Annotated in this window: 18 protein-coding genes; 14 read left to right on the forward strand and 4 right to left on the reverse strand. The window is 66.8% G+C overall.

Annotation, left to right across the window (positions count from 1 at the left end; genetic code table 11):
• Window positions 1-285 precede the first annotated feature (285 nt).
• From QZX93_RS02610 to QZX93_RS02625, 4 genes are read right to left on the reverse strand one after another with little or no spacing between them, the layout of a single operon-like run.
• The gene (locus tag QZX93_RS02610; RefSeq protein WP_295387906.1) at window positions 286-1,224 is read right to left on the reverse strand and encodes an HpcH/HpaI aldolase/citrate lyase family protein; all 939 of its coding nucleotides are present in this window, start codon (window positions 1,222-1,224) and stop codon (window positions 286-288) included.
• Window positions 1,221-2,363 (reverse strand): cysteine protease StiP family protein, encoded by a 1,143-nt coding sequence (locus QZX93_RS02615; protein WP_295387909.1) that lies wholly within the window; start codon window positions 2,361-2,363, stop codon window positions 1,221-1,223. The genes QZX93_RS02610 and QZX93_RS02615 overlap by 4 nt, the downstream gene beginning before the upstream one ends.
• Window positions 2,360-3,103: a hypothetical protein gene (locus QZX93_RS02620; RefSeq protein WP_295387912.1), complete on the reverse strand. Its 744-nt coding sequence runs from the start codon at window positions 3,101-3,103 to the stop codon at window positions 2,360-2,362. Before QZX93_RS02620 ends, QZX93_RS02615 begins: the two co-directional genes overlap by 4 nt.
• Window positions 3,100-4,236: a phosphoribosyltransferase domain-containing protein gene (locus QZX93_RS02625; protein ID WP_295387915.1), complete on the reverse strand. Its 1,137-nt coding sequence runs from the start codon at window positions 4,234-4,236 to the stop codon at window positions 3,100-3,102. Before QZX93_RS02625 ends, QZX93_RS02620 begins: the two co-directional genes overlap by 4 nt.
• A gap of 296 nt (window positions 4,237-4,532) precedes the next feature.
• Between QZX93_RS02625 and QZX93_RS02630 the strand changes: the two genes are divergently transcribed.
• The 14 genes from QZX93_RS02630 to QZX93_RS02695 all read left to right on the forward strand — a co-directional run bounded on the left by QZX93_RS02630 (window position 4,533) and on the right by QZX93_RS02695 (window position 18,377).
• The gene (locus tag QZX93_RS02630; RefSeq protein WP_295387918.1) at window positions 4,533-4,988 is read left to right on the forward strand and encodes a TerB family tellurite resistance protein; all 456 of its coding nucleotides are present in this window, start codon (window positions 4,533-4,535) and stop codon (window positions 4,986-4,988) included.
• Between the two features lie 54 nt (window positions 4,989-5,042).
• Complete coding sequence (locus QZX93_RS02635) at window positions 5,043-5,684, forward strand: VWA domain-containing protein (protein WP_295387921.1); 642 nt, start codon at window positions 5,043-5,045, stop codon at window positions 5,682-5,684.
• 5 nt (window positions 5,685-5,689) lie between these two features.
• Window positions 5,690-6,328 carry a VWA domain-containing protein gene (locus QZX93_RS02640; RefSeq protein ID WP_295387925.1) on the forward strand — a complete coding sequence of 213 codons (639 nt, stop codon included), beginning with the start codon at window positions 5,690-5,692 and terminating at the stop codon, window positions 6,326-6,328.
• Window positions 6,329-6,358: 30 nt separating this feature from the next.
• Window positions 6,359-7,411 (forward strand): TerY-C metal binding domain-containing protein, encoded by a 1,053-nt coding sequence (locus tag QZX93_RS02645; protein ID WP_295387928.1) that lies wholly within the window; start codon window positions 6,359-6,361, stop codon window positions 7,409-7,411.
• A gap of 3 nt (window positions 7,412-7,414) precedes the next feature.
• Entirely contained in the window at window positions 7,415-8,848 is a 1,434-nt protein-coding gene (locus QZX93_RS02650) for a protein phosphatase 2C domain-containing protein (RefSeq protein ID WP_295387931.1), read from the forward strand.
• Between the two features lie 10 nt (window positions 8,849-8,858).
• Window positions 8,859-10,358, forward strand: a complete 1,500-nt coding sequence (locus QZX93_RS02655; RefSeq protein ID WP_295387934.1) for a lipopolysaccharide kinase InaA family protein — start codon at window positions 8,859-8,861, stop codon at window positions 10,356-10,358.
• A gap of 237 nt (window positions 10,359-10,595) precedes the next feature.
• A complete protein-coding gene (locus QZX93_RS02660; protein ID WP_295387937.1) occupies window positions 10,596-11,171 on the forward strand; it encodes a TerD family protein in 576 nt (191 codons plus the stop codon).
• Window positions 11,172-11,181: 10 nt separating this feature from the next.
• Window positions 11,182-12,336, forward strand: coding sequence for a TerD family protein (locus QZX93_RS02665; RefSeq protein ID WP_295387939.1), 1,155 nt, complete (start codon window positions 11,182-11,184; stop codon window positions 12,334-12,336).
• A gap of 68 nt (window positions 12,337-12,404) precedes the next feature.
• Window positions 12,405-12,980 carry a TerD family protein gene (locus QZX93_RS02670; protein ID WP_295387941.1) on the forward strand — a complete coding sequence of 192 codons (576 nt, stop codon included), beginning with the start codon at window positions 12,405-12,407 and terminating at the stop codon, window positions 12,978-12,980.
• Window positions 12,981-13,064: 84 nt separating this feature from the next.
• Window positions 13,065-13,634, forward strand: a complete 570-nt coding sequence (locus QZX93_RS02675; RefSeq protein ID WP_295387944.1) for a TerD family protein — start codon at window positions 13,065-13,067, stop codon at window positions 13,632-13,634.
• 196 nt (window positions 13,635-13,830) lie between these two features.
• Entirely contained in the window at window positions 13,831-14,859 is a 1,029-nt protein-coding gene (locus QZX93_RS02680) for a TerC/Alx family metal homeostasis membrane protein (RefSeq protein WP_295387947.1), read from the forward strand.
• A gap of 605 nt (window positions 14,860-15,464) precedes the next feature.
• A complete protein-coding gene (locus tag QZX93_RS02685) occupies window positions 15,465-16,313 on the forward strand; it encodes a formylglycine-generating enzyme family protein (protein WP_295383841.1) in 849 nt (282 codons plus the stop codon).
• A 93-nt stretch (window positions 16,314-16,406) separates the two neighbouring features.
• Window positions 16,407-17,081 (forward strand): TerB family tellurite resistance protein, encoded by a 675-nt coding sequence (locus QZX93_RS02690; RefSeq protein WP_295383840.1) that lies wholly within the window; start codon window positions 16,407-16,409, stop codon window positions 17,079-17,081.
• Between the two features lie 198 nt (window positions 17,082-17,279).
• Window positions 17,280-18,377 carry a formylglycine-generating enzyme family protein gene (locus QZX93_RS02695; protein WP_295383839.1) on the forward strand — a complete coding sequence of 366 codons (1,098 nt, stop codon included), beginning with the start codon at window positions 17,280-17,282 and terminating at the stop codon, window positions 18,375-18,377.
• Window positions 18,378-18,550 lie beyond the last annotated feature (173 nt).

Below are 18,550 nucleotides of genomic sequence, written 5' to 3' on the forward strand. Positions count from 1 at the left end.
AGCACCCGCAGGGCGCCGCCGGCGGCCTCGCGGATCAGCCGCACGGCGTCATAGGTGTTCGACAGTCCGCTGTTGTACCAGAGCAGTGGCGCAGAATCAGTCATCCTACATCCCGCAATTGCTCACGCCAAGGCGCCAAGCTCGCCAAGAAATATAATAGGGTAAGCGAAATCACCAGATCATCCGCCGGGTGAATGGCCCAAGGCAGATCAGATGCTGAAAAACCTTGGCGAGCTTGGCGCCTTGGCGTGACAACTGCCCTTTCTTGGGTCATCGCTGTCGCCCTCAGGCGTTGGCGCGGTCGCCGCGCAGCCCGTAGGCGTCCAGGCGGGCGAGGGTGCGCGCCGCCCAATGGCTGTGGGTGGTCGGCTCGGCCATCTGGCCGTTGAGGCGAAACACGCCCGCCGCCTCCGGCGCCAGGACCGCCCGTGCCAGCACCGCCTCGCCCGGCGGCACCGCATAGGCGGCCTCGATCGGGCCGACCTGGCTGGGGTGGATCGCCGTCTTCGCCATCAGCCCGTGGATCAGGTCCAGCTCCAGCTCGCGGGCCAACACGTGGGGGCAGTCCAGGTGCTCGAAGACCGGCGCCGACAGGTCGTAACCCTGACCGCGAAACTCGATGATCAGGTCATCGATCACCCGGCGCAGCGGCGTGTCATAGGCGGTCAATTCTTTCGGCCGGCGGATGCCAAGCAGGTGGAGCAGGTCGTTGCCGCCGATGCGGATACAGGTCACGCGCTCACGCACCTGGTCGAGCCGCACGCGCAGCCGGCGCAGCCGGTCGCGGCAGAACGCGACCTCGGTCTCAACAATCGGCATGATCGCCAGGTGCCGCGCCGGGGCCAGCGCGTCCAGATAGTCGCCCAGGTTGTGCTCGTCGAGCTTCGGCAGGCACACCCCATCCACCCGTTCGATCCCGCGCATCCTGACCATCTCGGCCAGGATTTCGGGGTTACGCGGGCGCAGAAAGCGCAGGGGGCCGGCCGGCTCCAGATGGCTCAGTGCCGCGCGCAGATTGGCCAGCGCGCGCGCCAGGTCGCGGGCATGCACCGAGTCCTCGGTGCAGACCACGAGCGAGCGCAGCCCCGGGAACTTGTGCCCATTGAGCAGGCTCGGTAGGTCCGCGCGCGTGGCCGGCATGTAGAGCGAGGCCCCGAGCCGCAGGTAGGTCGGCGGGAGGTCCCCGGGGGCGGGGTCGGTCTGGCGCAGCGAGTCGATGCTCATGGTTCATTGCTCCTGACTGGACCGGCGCCGGTGGCGCCACGTTGGGATTGGATGAGCGCGGCGGCCCGGAACGGCATCCCGGGCTCGCTGCCGATCGGCACTCCGCGAGTCTGCGCCAACTCGATCAGGTGGCGGACGTCGGGGTCGTCGTGCGTGCGCAGCAGCAGGTGTTCCGGCACCCGGCGCAACAGGACCCGGGTCGCCTCGGCGACCCCGGGCTTGATCAGGTTCTGATCGACGATGCCGTGGCGCGTCATGCAGCCGTGGAGCCAGTCGCGGGTCTGGCGCGCGCGCGCCGCCCGCTCGTCGACCCGGATCGCCTGCGCCTGGACGCGCTCGAAGGTCGCGGCGATCCGGTCGAGGAACCAGGTCGAGCGGTCCGCCGCGGCGAACGCCTCGTAGAGCACACAGCCGTGGAAATCGTCCGCCCCGATCTGGTGGTTGAGCACCGAGCGCGACACCAGGCCGGAGACGGTCGCGTTGAGGATACCCGATGGAATCGCATAGTCGTCGTAGCTGGCGGCCACGTCGGCCACGCCGCCGATGTCGCTCACGACATAGAGCCGGTCGTCGAGTTGTTCCGGCTCGGTGCGGTTCCACTGCGCCACCGCGGCCTTGAGTTCCGCCGTGATGACCCCCTTGGCGGTCCAGCCGTCGACGAACACCACCCCGGCCGCCGGGCGGTCGGCGCGGCGCAGCAGATAGCGTAGTGCATTGGTGTCGATGCCGCGGTCGCGGATGATCGAGATCGAATAGTGACGCGCGGCGACCCCCAGGTGCGTGGTCAGCGCGCGGGTCAGGAGTGCCCCGATCGGGGTGCCCGCCCGGGCCAGCGACACCACCGTGATGGGCGCGACCCGGGTGCGGGCGATGTGGGTGGCGAGCGACAGGCAGTCGCGCCCCAACCGCTCGGCATGGGTGTCGGTCAACGCGCAAAAGAGTTCCAGATAGGCTGCCGGCGGCAGTGACTCAGGGGCCAGCATCTCCGAGTAATGGCGCGTGGCGCCCTGGATCATCTGCTCCTTAAGCCGCACCGGGGTAGGGTCGAGCTGGATCGGCTTGAGCAAAAACTGGCAGTCCGCCAGCGCATAGCTGCCGCTGAAGGGGGCCTGCGTGAATGCCTGGGGGTCCGCGCTCACGACCAGCGCTCCTGGTGGATCTGCGTGCCGCTCGGCACCAGCGCGAAGTCGCACAGCGTCATGAAACCGAGATCCGAGAGGCTGTCGCCGAGCCCGAGGAAGGTCCGCGCCGGGTCCTGCGCGCGCTTGATCGCCATCAGGTGCGCCACTGCGGCGCGCTTGTCGGCAAAGGGGGGCAGGGCGGCGAGGTTGCGCCCGTTGCGGTGCAGCCGCCAGCGCGCGGCACCCTGCGCCAGCACCAGTTGCTCCGCCTGGTCCAGGGCCGCCTCCTCCCCCTTGATCGAGACATAGACCGGCACCCCGGCGTCCTCGATCACCCGCACCCGCGCCGCGAGCCGGGCGCGCTCGATCAGGTCCTGCACGGCGGCGGTCAGGTCGTGCATCGCCGGTCCAAACGCCGCGGCCCCGGCCGCCAGCGGCGCGCGCCAGGACGGCAGCACCTCGCCATCCGGCCCGTAGAGCACGGCGCCGTGGCTGGTGATCCGGCAGGCGTGAAATACCGGACTCACCACCCGCTCCAGGGCCGTGCGGTTGCGCCCGGTCACCGGAATGACCTCGCAGCCGCCCAGCAGGTCCAGCAGCGCCAACTGGGCCGGGGTGTGGAAGGAGAGCGGCGCGCCGTCCCGGTCATAGGCCGCCTCGGTCAGGGCGTCCGCGCCGCCGGCCAGGGCGCGCGCCTTGGTCTGCGTCTGAAACAGGGTGTCGTCCAGGTCGGTGAAGACGGTGATCGCGCGGGTCATCGCGCTGCCTCCAGGGCGCCGGGGATCGGCATGCACTGCCAGGCGAGCCCCGGGTGGGGGGTGTTGCAGGCGCGCGCCTCCTCGTAGAGTGCGAGCGCGAGCCGCTCCGCCCCGGGTGGATTGTGGAGGTAATAGCCCACACCCTCGCCATAGGGGTCGGGGCAGACAGCGGTTCGGGCGACCGCACCGCCAAGCAGCACCGGCGAGCGCGAGGTGGTTTGAAAAGTCACGTCTCGGCCCGCAAGTTCCAGGGCCTCGGCCGCCAGGAAGGGCGCGAAGGCGCACTCCCCGGTGCCGATGATGGTCAAGGGCCGGCCGGCCGCCTCCAGCGGCGGCGCGAGCGCCGGGGGCCGCGCCCCACCCGGGGGCAGGTGCAGGCCGCGGCGGCCGAGATCCTCGCGTGCCACCCAGCCGGTCTGGCGCGCCTCGACATCGGCCGGCAGCGCCCCGGTGACGGCACCGGCGTCCGGCTCGAAGGCGAACTGGCCGTCGAGCAGGCTGCACCAGCGGGTCCGGACGGTCCCGCCCAGGTCGCGGGCGATCCGCTCGCGCGCCGCGGCCCCCAGCCAGTTGACCAGGCTCGCCAGTACAATTTGCTCGAGCTTGGGCATGCGGGGCCCAAGCTGTTCGGCGAGCCGTTTGACCGACTGCCCGGTCGAGACCTCGTCGTCGACGATGACCAGGGTGCGCGCGCCCTCGAAGAGATGCGCCAGCGCGGGTAGCGGGCGGTGGAGCAGGTGAGTCGGGGCGTGTGAATGCGCCTCCTCGAAGGTCAGCAGGGGTGGCGCGGCCAGCGGTCGGCGGGTCGTGTGTTGGTAGCCGATGTCGGTGCGACCGTTCGCGCGGGCCAGGCTGTCGGCAACGCCGGCGCCCAACCCGGTGGCGGTCTCCGCCATCCCGATGACCCAGACCGGCCCCGGGGCATCCAGGAGCGGGGCGGAGAGTCGCCGATAGGTGTCGCGCATACCCTGAGGCCGGCACGGGATATGTCGACCTAACACCTTGGATACGAAAAGGAACGGGCGGCGCGGGTTGGCGCGGGCGGCGAACCCGAGCAGGTGCGAGAGCGGCAGCTCCTCGCGCTCGGTGGCGATGCGCAGGGTGCCGCCGGGGATGTCAAATGCGTAGTTCATCGATCTGGCCCCTTGGGTCAAGATTAAACGGTGGACGACGCGGCGGGCGCGCGGCGGGTGGCGGCCGGCGACCGACCCTGGCGCGACGATACACGAAGATTGAGTGGCTGCCCCGCCGATGCGGTGGCCGGGGAGGGCGCGCGGCCCTCTGAAGCGCTGTTGTGACCGCCCGGTGACCGGTTCGGTGACAAAACTGTCATACCGCGGTCCTTGACGGTCTGCGGTGGACAGAATACCTTGTTCTTTGCGCTGACCCTGAGGCAGGGTCTCTCTATCATTTAACCAAGGTGTGCCCCATGCTGCAAGGTATGTTCGATAAGTTGAAAGAAATGGGTTCCAATCTCAAGGACGAGGCGACCCGCTTTCGTAGCAAGACCTTTATGAACGCCTGTACCGCCGGCTGCGCGATTATCGCGAGCGCCGACGGCGAGGTGAGCGCCGAGGAAAAGCGCAAGATGATGGCCTTCATGAAGAGCTCGGACGTGCTGTCGCTCTATGATGCGGCCGATGTCATCAAGAGCTTCGAGGGCCATTGCGCCAAATACGAATTCGATGCCCAGATCGGCGAGGCCGAGGCGCTCGCGGTGGTCGCCGGGATCAAATCAAAGCCGGCGGAGGCCCGCCTGCTGGTGCGCGCCTGCTGTGTCATCGCCGGGGCCGACGGCAATTTCGACGAGGCCGAGCGTGGTGCCGTGACCCGTATTTGTCACGAGCTCGGCCTGGATCCCAGCGAGTTTTTGCCGACCAAATAGGCCCATCCGGGTGCGCGGCTGCGCACCCCGGGGTGCATCGATGAAGAGGCACTGATGAGACGACTCCCAGTCTATCTTGTATTGGACACCTCGGGCTCCATGTCCGGCGAGCCGATCGAGGCGGTGAAGACCGGCTTGCAAACGCTGATCTCGGCCTTGCGTCAGGACCCCAACGCCTTGGAGAGCGCCTATCTGTCGGTCATCGCCTTCGACAGCGGCGCGCGTCAGGTGGTGCCGCTCACCGAGGTGGCCGCCTTCCAGGCCCCGGATATCCAGGCCAGCGGCACCACCGCGTTGGGTGCGGCGCTCACCCTGCTCGCCGCCTCGATCGAGCGGGATGTGGTCAAAGGCAGCGCCGAGCAGCGCGGCGACTGGAAGCCGCTGGTCTTTCTGATGACCGATGGGGCGCCTACCGACAATTGGCAGCGGGGCAAGGAGGCCCTGGACCGGGTCAAGATCGGGACCCTGATCGCCTGTGCCGCCGGTCCGGGCGCCAAGCAGGACATCCTGCGGCAGCTGACCGAGTCCGTGGTCAGCCTCGACACCGCCGATGCGTCCACGATCAAGGCCTTTTTTCAGTGGGTGTCGGCGTCGGTCGCGGTCAGCAGCCGCAAGCTCGACCTCACCAAGAAAGACATCGGCGGCCTGGGCGACCTGCCCCCACCCCCGCCGCAGATCAACGTTGCCGGGGTCTGAATCCGATGAGCGAGCGGCGGCTACCTGTCTATATCCTGGTCGATACCTCGGGCTCGATGCGCGGGGAGCCGATCCACGCGCTCAATGTCGGGCTCAAGGCCATGGAGCAGGCCCTGAGGCGCGATCCCTTCGCGCTGGATACGGTCCACCTGTCGCTCATCACCTTCGATCTGGAGGCGCGCGAGGTCTTCCCGCTGACCCCGCTGGACGCGGTGCGCATCCCCGAGATCGAGGTGCCGAGTTCCGGCGCGACCTTTCTCGGGGCGGCCCTGGATCTGCTGGTGCAGCGGGTCGACCGGGACGTGCGCCGCGGCAGCGAGACCCAGCACGGCGACTGGCGCCCCATGGTCTTCGTGATGACCGACGGCGCGCCCTCGGACACCCAGGCCTACAAGGAGGCGGTGGCGGCGGTCAAACAGCGCGACTTCGCCCGCATCGTGGCCTGTGCCGCCGGACCCAAGGCGCGGGTCGAGGCACTGCGCGAACTCACCGACACGGTGGTGTCGCTCGATACACTCGACGGTGCCATGTTTGCCCAATTTTTTCAATGGGTGTCCGGCAGCATCGCGGCGGGCGGGCGCAGCGGACGCACCGCGGGCGACAGCCTGCCCGCCCTGCCGGGTGAGCTGCGTATCGCCATCTAGGTCATCCAGGGGTCATCCAGGGGCAACACGATGCGGCGTCTACCCATCTTTCTTGTACTCGATGTGTCCGAATCCATGGCGGGCGATAACCTGTTCCGCCTCCAGGAGGGCATCGGGACCATTGTTTCCACCTTGCGCACCAATCCCCAGGCGCTCGACACCGTCTGGCTCTCGGTCATCGCCTTTGCCGGGATCGCGCAGACCCTGGTCGAGCTCCAGGACCTGGCCGCCTTTCGCGCCCCGGTCCTGCCGATGGGCGGCGGCACCGCCCTGGGGGGCGCGCTCGAGCATGTCATGAACGAGATCGATCGGCAGGTGGCGGTGCCCAGCCCCACCCGCAAGGGCGACTGGCGACCGATCGTCTATCTGTTCACCGACGGCAAGCCGACCGATCAGGTGGCCGCGGCGCGCGCGCGCTGGCAGGAGCGCTACGCCGCCCGCGTGGACCTGGTGGCCGTGGCCATCGGTCGCTATGCCGATCAGGCCACGCTGCGCTCGCTGACCGAACACGTCCTGGTCTTCGACGATACCGCGTCCGGGGGGTTCGACGTGTTCGTGCGCTGGCTCACCGAATCGGTGTCGGCGCAGAGTAGCCGCGTGGGTGAGCCCGGGAACGGCCGTCTGTCCCTGGCCAAGGCGGACCCGGGCGTGCTGTGTCCGCTCACCGCCACGACCGCCTTGGCGCCCGCCGCCGACCCGGATTGTGTGGTCCTGGTGGGGCGCTGCCAGACCAGCGGGCGCCCCTATCTGGTCAAGTACGACCGTGAGACGGTGCCCATTGCCATGGAGTCCTTTTCGATCGACGCCAGCGGCTATCGGGTCGCGGGTTGTTATCCGCTGACCGAGGACTATTTCCGCTGGAGCGACTCCAGTGGCACGGGCGGGAGCGCCAATACCGCCGATCTGATGGGCGGTGCCGCGTGCCCGCACTGCGGCAACCCGATCACGGTGGCCCTGTGCGGCTGCGGCAAGCTGATGTGTCTGCGCGGACCCGGTGAGGCGACCTGTCCCTGGTGCCACTCCGAACTGGAGTTTGCCCCCAGTGCCAGTCAAGGTTTCGATGTCGAGCGACGACAAGGCTAGCCAGTGGATAGTGAGACCCGTACCAAGCTGTCGATCGCCCTGCTCGACGCACTGCGGGGGCGCCTGCCCGACGACACCCGCTGGCCGAGCGGGGACGTGCTAGCGCAGGCGCTGGCGGCGGCTGGACGGCTGATCGATCTGATCGTGGTGCCGCCCCCGGCGGGCGACGATCCAGTCGCGGTACCCACCGCGGCCGACTCGGCACCGCTCGCCCCCGACCAGCGACCCGGGGACATCCCCGCCACCCCCTTACCCAGGAGCGCCCCAGTGCCGCCCCGTCCGCTCGCCGAGATCGAGTCCAACGCCCGCGCCGGGGAGCCCTTCCGGGCGCGCCTGGCGGTGCGCACGCGCGAGGGTCAGGCGCTGGAGGTGCTCGGGTGCGAGGTCCCGGCGGCGGCCGGCGTCACCTATGAGGCTGGTTTCTTGACCGGGACGCCGCTGACGCCCGGCGAGTATCGGCTAGCGGTGACCTGCCGGGAGTCCGCTGCGCCGGACGCGCCGCCCTGCCAGGTCGCCACCACCCTGGTGGTGAACGCCGACCCGCGCGCCCTGTGGCAGGACCTGCCGTCCGACCGGGACGCCCCCGGCTGGAAAGCGGACACCGATGCGCTGTGCCTCCCCGCGGCTCATGGCCGTCAACTCCTGCTGGCCAGTCGCCGCGGGCGCTCGCACGCCCATGTCGGGGCCTTGCGCGACGACGACTATGGCTGCTGCGTGACCGCGGCCGATGGCTGGACCCTGATCGCGGTGGCCGACGGTGCGGGGAGCGCGAGCCATTCGCGGATCGGCTCGCGTATTGCGGTCGACACCGCGGTGGCGGTTGCCCGCGAGCGCCTGCTCGATGACCAATCCGGGGCACGGCTCCAAGAGTTCGTCAGCGACGACCCGACAGTGGCCCGCACGGCGGCCTATCGCACCCTGGGCGCCGCGGCATTCGCGGCGGTCAAGGCCATCGAGTCCAAGGCGCAGGAGCAGGGCAATGAGCCACGCGACTATGCGACCACCCTGTTGCTGGCCGCCCACACCCGCACCCCGCAGGGCGAGCTGGTGGCCATCTATTGGGTGGGCGACGGCGCCATCGCACTCTATAGCACCGAGCGCGGGGTCGAGTTGCTGGGGATGCCCGAGGGCGGCGACTATGCCGGTCAGACCCAGTTCCTGGAGCGCGCGGTCTTTGCCGATGGGGAGCAGATCATGCAGCGGCTCAAGGTCCGGGTCTTGCCCGATTTCACCGCCCTGCTGTTGATGACCGACGGGGTGAGCGACCCCCGATTCCCGTCGGATGCGGTGCTGCGCCAATCCGCGGCCTGGGCCGAGCTCTGGGCGGAGCTTGAGCCGCTGCTGGCCGATCCAGACCCGGCGGCGCGCACGCTCGAATGGCTCAATTTCTGGAGCCGCGGCAATCACGACGACCGCACGCTGGCGGTCTTGTGGTAAGGGCCGCCGGATGAATGACATCATCGAACTCAAGACCTGGCAAGGCGACACCGTCGCCTTCGAGGACGCCGTCATTGGGTCCGGTGCCATGAAGGACGTCTGTTTCTCCCCGGATCGCTCCTATGTGATCGGGTTCTTCCGCGAGCCCCAGGGCCCCGCCGCCCGCGAGCGCCTGCGGGTGATCTGCGAAGACTACCGCGAGGGCATCTTTGGGCAGGTCGGCGGCGACTATTGGCGGGAACTCTTCTGCTGGCCGACCGGTGTCGTTGAACACGAGGGACGGGTCGGGGTGGTGGCGCCGGCCTATGCGCCGCAGTTCTTCTTTGAATACGGCTCCGCCAATAACGATATGCTCGGCATCAAGGGCCGGGAGAAGGAGGGCAAATGGTTCGCGAGCGCCAACAATCAGGCGCGCTTTCTGGACCCGCGCGAGCGCGGCGATTGGCTCAACTATCTGCGCATCTGCATGCGCATCGCCCGTGCGGTGCGGCGGATGCATGCCGCCGGGCTCGCCCATAGCGACCTGTCCTATAAGAATGTGCTGGTCGATCCCCGCAGCGGCAGCGCCTGTATCATCGACCTCGATGGGTTGGTGGTCCCCGGCAAGTATCCCCCCGAGGTGGTGGGCACACCGGATTTCATTGCCCCCGAGGTCGTGATGACGGCCCACCTGCCGCACGATAGCCCGGCGCGCAAGCTCCCCTGTATCGCGACCGATCGTCACGCCCTGGCGGTCCTGATCTATATGTATCTGCTCTACCGCCATCCGCTGCGCGGCGGTAAGGTCCACGACCCCGATCCGAGCCAAGACGAGACCCTCTCAATGGGTGAGCGCGCGCTCTTTGTCGAGCACGCACACGACTTCAGCAATCGCATCCGGGTGGCCGATGCGCGCCCCAGCGAGTTGCCCTGGTGCGATACGCAGCGCATGCCCTATACCCTGACCGGTCCCTATCTGGCGCCGCTCTTCGCGCGTGCGTTTACCGATGGGTTGCGCGACCCGCGGGCGCGTCCGAGTGCCGAGGATTGGGAGTTTGCGCTGGTGCGCACCGCCGATCTCATCCTGCCCTGCGCCAATCGCGGCTGTGTGCAGGGATGGTTCGTATTCGACAACCGGCGGGCGCCGAGCTGTCCCTTCTGTGGGACGCCCTACCCGGGGGCGCTCCCGGTGCTCAATTTCTATTCGAGCCGGCATGGCGACAGCTTCCGCCCGGACGACCAGCGGCTGATGGTGTATACTAACCAGTCATTGTTCGAGTGGCATGTGAATCGTCACCTGGCCCCCAACGAACGCCTCACCGAGGCGCAGAAGGTCCGGGTCGGCTATTTTGTCTTCCACCAAGGCACCTGGTGGTTGGTCAACGAGCGGCTCCCGCACTGCCGCGACCTGAGTGCCGGGCGAGATATCGCCGTGGGTGAGCGCGTGGCCCTGCGCGACGGACTCCAATTGCTCCTGTCGCGCGAGTCCGGCGGGCGCCTGGCGCTCGTGCAGATGGCCGGAGGTGGCTAGCCCGGATTGCTCACGCCAAGGCGCCAAGCACGCCAAGGTTTTGAGTATGAAGGTAATATCAGGTAAGCGTGTTGGTAATTCTGTCAGGGCGTCAATCCGGGTGTTCGTGATCAACTAATCGACTGTTTTCTTGGCGATCTTGGCGCCTTGGCGTGAGACTCCTGAGGAATCCGGGCTTAAGGCTGGCGCGACTGCGCGGCCTTTCTTATCAATCACTAACAGCGAATGGGTATCGTCATGGCACTGAATCTTTCAAAGGGTGATCGGATCTCGCTGGAAAAGACCGGCGGTGCCGGCCTGACCCGCGTGATACTGGGTCTCGGGTGGGGCAAGCGCAAGAAGAAGGGCTTCTTCGGGTCATCGGAGGTCGAGGTCGATCTCGATGCATCCTGTCTGCTCTTCTCGTCCGGGAAACTGACCGACACGGTATGGTTCAGGCAATTGAAGAGCCAGGACGGGGCCGTCCGGCACACCGGCGATGACCGCTCGGGCGGCGGCAGCGACGACAATGAGCAGATCAGCGTCGAACTGACCAAGTTGCCGGCGACGGTCGACGCCTTGATCTTCACTGTCAATTCATTTCTCAATGACAGCTTCGAGGGCATCCCCAATGCGCGTTGCCGCTTGCTGGATGCGGCGGGAAACAAGGAGCTGGCCCGTTTCGACCTGTCGCTCGACGGGGCCAAGAGCACCGGTATGGTGATGGCCAAGCTGTATCGCGAGAACGGCGCCTGGAACCTGCAGGCGATCGGCGAGCCGGGTATGGGCCGCACCTTCAACGACATGATGCCACTGATCGGCCGTCATCTCTGAGGGGACAGCGATGGACCTGCAATCCGGTCAGAACGCCCCCGTCGGTGGGGGCCTGGTGCGCCTGGCGCTGACCTGCGACCCGGCGAATCAGGCCCCCAGCCTGGACGTGAGCGCCTTTCTACTCGATGCCGCCGGTCGCGTCGCGGGGGATGGCGGGTTCGTCTTCTACGGCAACCCGAACGATCCCGCGGGCGCGGTCAAGCTCGATCCGGTGGCGGCCAGCTTCCAGGTCGATCTGGCGCGGATACCAACCGGGATCGAGCGGGTGGTGATCGCCTTGAGTATCGATTCCGGTGTAGCCGGATTGCGCGCCTTCTCGCAGTTTCGGGCGCTGCGCTTGAGCGCGACCAGCCCCAATGTCGACTTGCAGTTCCCGGTGGCGAGCGCGGGCATGGTCGAGAGTGCGCTGATCATGGGCGAACTCTATCTGCGCAACGGTGCCTGGAAGCTGCGCGCACTGGGTCAGGGCTTTGCCGGCGGGCTCGCCCCGCTGGCCCGCAATTATGGCGTCGATGTGAGCGAGGCGACGGCTCCGCCCCCGGCGCCGGTCCCCGCGACTCCACCCGCAGCACCCTCGCGCATCGACCTGCGCAAGCGTGAGCCGATCTCATTGGAGAAGCCGTCCAAGGGCTTTGGCCAGATCGAGATCAATCTCAATTGGAAGCGCGGCACGGTCAAGCGCGGCCTGTTCGGGGGCACGAGCGGCGGTATCGACTTGGACCTGGGGTGCATGATCGAGCATGCCGACGGCAACAAGGACGTGATTCAGGCCCTGGGCGAGCGCTTCGGTTATCTGGACGGACCGCCCTTTGCGAAACTGCTCGGGGATGATCGTACCGGCGAGTCGACCTCCGGCGAGACCTTGTTGATCAACGGCGATCGGTGGACGGCCTTCAAGCGGGTGCTGATCTATGCCTTCATTTACGAGGGCGTACCCAACTGGGCCGCCGCCGACGCCGTGGTAACCGTCAAGGCGCCCGGTTCGGCGGAATTGGTCGTCGCGCTCGATGAGCACTCAACCGGCAAGGGGATGTGCGCGATTGCGCTGCTGGAGAACGATGGCGGACGGATTCGCGTGACCAAGCTCGTGGAATACTATGCCGCCCACCCGCAGATGGACGAGGCCTATCGCTTCGGCTTCCAGTGGCAGGCCGGGCGGAAGTAGTCCACTCAACCAAACCGGCGCGTCGGCGTCGACTAGTCTTCATTCGCATTTCAGAGGAGCAACGGATCATGGCCGTTTCGCTGCAAAAGGGTGGGCGGATTTCGCTGGACAAGGCGGCGCCCGGACTCAAGAATATCCTCGTGGGGCTCGGTTGGGACCCGCGGGTAACCGACGGTGCGCCATTCGACCTGGACGCCTCGGCCTTCCTGGTCGCCGCCTCCGGCAAGGTCCGTAGCGACGCCGATTTCATCTTTTATAATCAGTTGAAGTCCGCCTGCGGTTCGGTCGAACATGGCCCGGACAACATGGATGGTGGCGGGGATGGTGACGATGAGGTTATTGACGTCTACCTGGACAAGGTCCCCGCTGACGTCGCCAAGATCGTATTCACCGTGACCATCCACGAGGCCGACACCCGCAAGCAGAACTTCGGCCAGGTGGGCAACGCCTATATTCGCCTGGTCAACAAGGACAGCGGCGCCGAGGTGGTGCGTTTCGATCTCGGCGAGGAATACTCCACCGAGACCGCGATGGTGTTCGCCGAGCTCTATCGCAGCGGCGCCGAATGGAAATTCAATGCCATCGGCCAGGGCTACGCCGGCGGCCTGGCGCCCATGGCACGTCAATACGGCGTGTCGGTCTAGTTTTTTTTCCGGCCCGACCGATACCCGGCGGGCCTTTTCAGCAACCACGGCCGCACGGCGGCCGATCCAATGGAGCGCTCGCAGATGCCAGTCAACTTGACCAAGGGTGGAAACGTCTCCCTGACCAAAGAGGCCCCGGGGATCAGCAAGATCCGCTTCGGCCTGGGTTGGGACGCCCGCAGCACCGACGGCGCCGCCTTCGACCTGGACGCGGTCGCGGTGGTCGTCGGCGCGGATGGGAAGGTGCTCTCGCAGCCATACTTTGTCTTTTTCAACAACCTGGCGACGCCCGATAAGTCGGTGGTCCACCAGGGCGACAACCGCACCGGCGAGGGTGAGGGCGACGATGAGGTGATCGCGGTCGATCTGCCCAAACTGCCGGCCGAGTCCGCCAAGGTGGTCTTTGCGGCCACCATCTATGAGGCCGACACCCGTAAGCAGAACTTCGGCCAGGTGGCCAACGCCTATATCCGCGCGGTCGACGAGGCCACCGGTGCCGAGGTCATGCGCTTCGACCTGAGCGAGGACTTCTCCACCGAGACCTCGCTGGTGTTCGGCGAACTCTACCGCCGCGAGGCCGAATGGAAGTTCAAGGCCATCGGTGCCGGCTACGCCGACGGCCTGGCCGGTCTGGTGCGCGATTACGGGGTGTAGGAGCGACTCCCGGCCGCGACAGCCGGCCGCCAGGGATGGTGGCCAATCCCCATCGCGCTCCTGACAATGTGTTAGGCCCTGCGCGCCTCGAGCCCCGTAGGGTCCGCTGTGCGGACCGATCGCCGCCCATTTTCACCCGGACGCCTCCCGATCGGACGCCCGGGTCATTCTCAACTCGCTATCAACGGAGCATAAGGTGGAACACCATTTTGGTTACCCCTTCCACGTCATCCTGGTCTTTTTTGTGACCGTGGGGCTGGCGGTCTATGTCGATCTGCGCGCCCATCGCTCGTCCACAGAGATCGGCCTCAAAGACGCCGCGCTCTGGTCCGTTTTCTGGATCGGCCTGGCGCTCGCCTTCTATGGCTATCTATGGGTCGGTTACAATAAGGAGTGGGCCGACCTGTATCTCACCGGTTATGTGCTGGAGAAGACACTATCGGTCGATAACCTGATGGTCTTTATAGCCATCTTCTCTTCATTCGCGATCAGCGGAGGGCTCCAGCACCGAATCCTCTATTGGGGCATCTTGGGTGCCCTGATATTCCGCGCTATTTTTGTGCTGGCCGGTACCAGCCTGTTCCTCGCCAGCGCCTGGGTCGGCTTCCTGTTTGCGGCCGTGGTCGCCTGGAGCGCCTGGAAGATGATGACCGCGCGGGAGGAGGAGGAGGAGATCGCTGACTATACCGACCATTGGTCGGTACGGATCGCCAAGCGGGTCCTGCCGATCTTCCCGCGGATGCACGCCGGACGCTTCTTCATCACCCGCAAGGTTGCCGAAGAGCTGCTGGACGGCGACTCGACCCTGCAGCTGCATGGCCGTACCTGGGCCTCCTTCTTCGCCACGCCCGCCTTCCTGTGTCTGCTGGCCATCGAGACCTCGGACATCATGTTCGCCTTCGACTCGGTGCCGGCCGTCATCGCCGTGACCCAGGAACCGCTCTTGGTCTATGCCGCGATGATCTTCGCCATCCTCGGCCTGCGCAGCCTCTATTTCGTGCTCGCGGCCCTGACCCGTTATCTGGTCCATCTGGAGAAGGCGGTTATCGTCCTGCTCTATTTCATCGCCGCCAAGCTGGCGCTACAGAGCTGGAATCACACCATCGGCGACACCGGCATCGATATCGGCGCCGGGCTCAGTCTCGGCATCGTGCTCGGCATCCTGGCACTGGGCGTCATTGCCTCTTTGGTATTCCCCGAGCGTGAGGGCGACGGCAAGGAATAGTGCGCAGCGGCTGGCGATGATTCCGCCCATTCCGTGGTTGCCATCCGTCGCGGCCGGGGGGCCGCTCCTACGGCGTAGGAGCGGCCCCCCGGCCGCGACCGGTAGCCGCAAGGAAGGTCTCAAGTTCCAGCGCAGGACATCCACCAGGAGCGCCGCACCCCAGTGCGGCCCGGCTCATCCGCGGCATGCAATGCCGCGGTCGCTTGCGAGGGCGTGCCGCACTGGGGTTCGGCGCTCCCAGTGCGACAGGGAGTGACCTGATGTTGGTATGCAGGCATTGCGATCAGCCTCTGGGTTGGGCGATTGAATACTGTCCGTTTTGCGGCAAGGTTCAACCGGTTGCCGTCGCGAAAAGGCCGTCGCCCGCACCTGTGCCGGAAGAGGTCGCAGTGGTCCAGGCCCGGCGGCCCCCTAGCGCCGCACCCGTGGGAGCGGCGTCCCGCCGCGAAGACCCCGCATCAATCCCTGAGCTCGTTGCCTCTCCCCGTGGGAGCGGCCTCCAGTCGCGATGCGACGCTGCGGCAACCTGCGAGGTTTCGCCGCGGCTGGAAGTCACTCCCACAGGCTCCCGGCGCGGCTTTCAAGGTCAACTCAAGACCCCCCGTTTGGAGCGCACCCAAGATCGAGGCGGGTGGCGCTGGTGGTGGCCGACGGCGCTCGCGGCAGGCCTGTCGGTGCTGGGCCTCGCGCTCTGGTATCAGTGGTGGGGCGGCACCTCGACGCTTCACCCGCCCATGGTCCCCATCCCTGCCGGCAGTTTCTCGATGGGTTGCCAGCCAGCTGATAGGGGCTGCTATGACGATGAAAATCCGGCCCATCAGGTCCAAGTCCCGGCCTTTGAGATCGGCAAGTATGAGGTGACCTTTGATGAATGGGACGCCTGCGTGGCCGAGCGTCGCTGCACGCATAAACCCGACGACGAACGCTGGGGCCGGGGCAGCCGGCCGGTAATCAATGTCTCCTGGGACGATGCCCAGCAATATGTGGCCTGGCTCGGCCGCAAGACCGGCAAGCCCTATCGCTTGCCCAGCGAGGCCGAATGGGAATACGCGGCCCGCGCCGGTACCCGAACCGCCTGGTCGTTCGGCGATGACGAGCAGGCCCTGGGCGATTACGCTTGGTTCGATGCAAACGCTGGCGGTAAGACTCACCCGGTCGGCGAAAAGCGGCCCAACCCCTGGGGCCTCTACGATGTGCATGGCAACGTCTGGGAGTGGGTCCAGGACAAGGGACACGGCAGCTATCAAGGTGCCCCCGCGGACGGTCGCCCCTGGGACGATGTCTCGGGCGCTGGGCGCGTGGCGCGCGGCGGTGGCTGGATCGGCTCCGGTCGCTACGTCCGCTCCGCCTGTCGCAGCGGCAATGTTTCCGGCGTCCGGGACCTCAATGTCGGTTTCCGGCTCGCCCTAGGTCCCCAGCCCGGCCAGGCCTCGCGGGCGTATCTCCTTTGGTGACATCGCTCCAGCGGTGTCACCCCAGTGTCAGCCACTCTGCGCCGCGAGCGCCGACGCCACCATTTTTTCAACCCTGATCAGGAGCACACTGCAATGGCCGATTGGCAAAAACGAGGCGAAAGCGTCGTCAATTCCGGTATCGGTTTTGTTTCCGGCATCGGGCACGCCTTCAAGAATCTGGGGTCCACGATCAAGCGGGGTAAGTACGCGAACTTTATCGAAACCTTTTGCGCCATTGCCGGCGATGTCGCCTCGCAGGATGGCCGTTTTGAGGACTCGGAGTCCGCCGGGTTCAAGCGCTTTCTGCTCGACAATCACGACAATCCGGTGATCGGCGCATTCCCGGTCAACGACCTGCTCGGCAAGTTCAAGCAGTATGCCATCGCGGCCTTTCTGTGCGATGAGGAAGCGCTCCTCAAGGCCATCAAGGGTGTCGAGCCCGGCAGCGAAGAGGCGCGCACCGTGATCATCGGCGCGCTGGCCGTCGCCTATGCCGATGGGGAGTGCGATAACGCCGAGGCCGCCTGTATTCAGGGCTACGCCAAGAAGCTGAATATCGATCTCGCCCAAGTCGCGCAAGAGCTCAATCTCTCCCTGCCGACCTCCAACGTCGCTGCCTTGCCGCACATCGGCGCGCCGCCTGCCGCGCTGTCGGCGCCGAATCAACCCCAGCAACCCCTGTGCAAAAGGTGTTGGGCCTTTCTGGTGGCGGGACAGAGCAAATGCGATTGCGGGAGAGACCTCACGCACGACTATGCGGTCAAGTAACGGCCAGGGCGCCCACGCCACCCCGAACGACAAAAGTGGCGGGTGCCTTGGCCGTTCCCCCACCCCGCCCTCCCTCAATAGGGGAGGGCGGCTTGGACCGCGCTCCTGGCGCGACTTTCACGATAATGGCCATGGTGCCCGCGCCACCCCGAACCGGACAGACGCATCACCTGATCGCGCGCGACCCGGTACGCGTTGATGTTGTCCTGTCGGCATTGCGATGCGCGGTTGGGTTGGGCGGTCAAGTATTGTCCGTATTGCGGTAAGTCCCAGGCGCGCGCCGAGGTGGTGGAAGTGGCGCCCCCGCTGGAGCCGATACCAATACCAGCCCAGCCTCGGCCGGCCAAGCCGATCGAACCGCGCCTGGAAGACGATTGGTCGCAACCCCTGCCGACAGTTGAGCCGGCAACCGAACCGGTTGCGTCGGTCGCACCGGTCGCGCCCGTCGTGCCGCCCCCCGGTCGGCCGCCCAAGGCGCCACGGCAGCGCCGCGATTGGTGGCCGGCCCTGTTCGGGGTCTGTCTGACCGCGTCGGCGTTTGGCGGCTGGTATCGGTATCGCGAGACCCGGACCATGATCCCGATCCCGGCCGGCAGCTTCATCATGGGCTGCGCGCCTAGCCTTGGGCGAGGTTGTAACGATTCGGAGACACCAGCCCATCGGGTCGATGTGGCCGCCTTCGAGCTGGGCCGGCACGAGGTGACCTTTGCCGAATGGGATGCCTGTGCGGCCGCCGGCGGCTGTCCCAAGAAGCCCAATGACTGGGGGAGCGGCCAACGCCCGGTGATCAACGTCTCCTGGGAGGATGCCCAGCAGTATCTGGCTTGGCTCAACGGCACGACCCACAAGGCGTATCGGCTGCCCACTGAGGCCGAATGGGAATATGCCGCCCGCGCCGGGACGACGACGGCCTTCAGCACCGGCGATTGCATTGCCCCCCGGCAAGCCAACTATCACGACAAGGCCGACCACCCCGGCTGTCCTACCAAGACCGGGGTGTCGCTCGGCAAGACCCGGCCGGTGGGCAGCTATCCCGCCAACCCCTGGGGTCTGCGCGACATGCTGGGTAATGTCCAAGAGTGGGTACAGGACTGTTGGCACGAGGACTACCGCGGCGCCCCGACCGACGGCACCGCCTGGAGGGATGCCTGCTCAGACCCCCAGCGGCGCGTCTTGCGCGGCGGCTCCTGGTACAACGATGCGCAATCGCTACGTTCAGCCAGCCGCACCCGGGCCTTGCGCACCGCCGGTGCGTCCTCGTTCGGTTTCCGGGTGGCCAGGACCCTGGCCCCGTGAGCGGACGCCGGACGCCGCCCGCGCCGGGCAACTCAAGCACCAAGCCGCGGTGCGCTTGACGAAACCCGGTCGACCGCCTACCGTTACCCATTTTCGAGTGGGCGGTTTCGATCTATCGGTGTGCGATCCCCACCCAGTCGGGTGGGCCAGAACGAACAGCAGCGAAAACAAGG

The organism is uncultured Thiodictyon sp. (assembly GCF_903946935.1).
Lineage (GTDB): Bacteria > Pseudomonadota > Gammaproteobacteria > Chromatiales > Chromatiaceae > Thiodictyon.